The following is a 227-nucleotide window of genomic DNA, read 5'->3' on the forward strand; positions in this document are numbered from 1 at the left end:
GTATTCACCTGACAGTTGCCCACAAAAGGGAGTGGTCATACGGCTTCAAACCGGATAACAAAACGGTACCCCTACCGTGTTATCCGGAGTCACCGTATGACCACCAACGAGAAAGTAGCACGTCGTAAACTCAGCCTGCTAGAGCTCGCCAAAGAGCTCAATAACGTCAGCAAAGCCTGCAAGCTCATCGGCTACAGCCGCCAGCAGTTCTACGAGATTCGCCGTAA

1 pseudogene is annotated in these 227 nt (G+C 52.0%); it reads left to right on the plus strand.

The annotated features are described in order from the left end of the window. Window positions 1–96: 96 nt before the first annotated feature. Window positions 97–227: pseudogene (locus tag AACR77_RS05130) on the plus strand (IS481 family transposase); the annotation flags it as partial.

Source organism: Aeromonas sp. ZOR0002 (assembly GCF_963866995.1).
Lineage (GTDB): Bacteria > Pseudomonadota > Gammaproteobacteria > Enterobacterales > Aeromonadaceae > Aeromonas > Aeromonas caviae.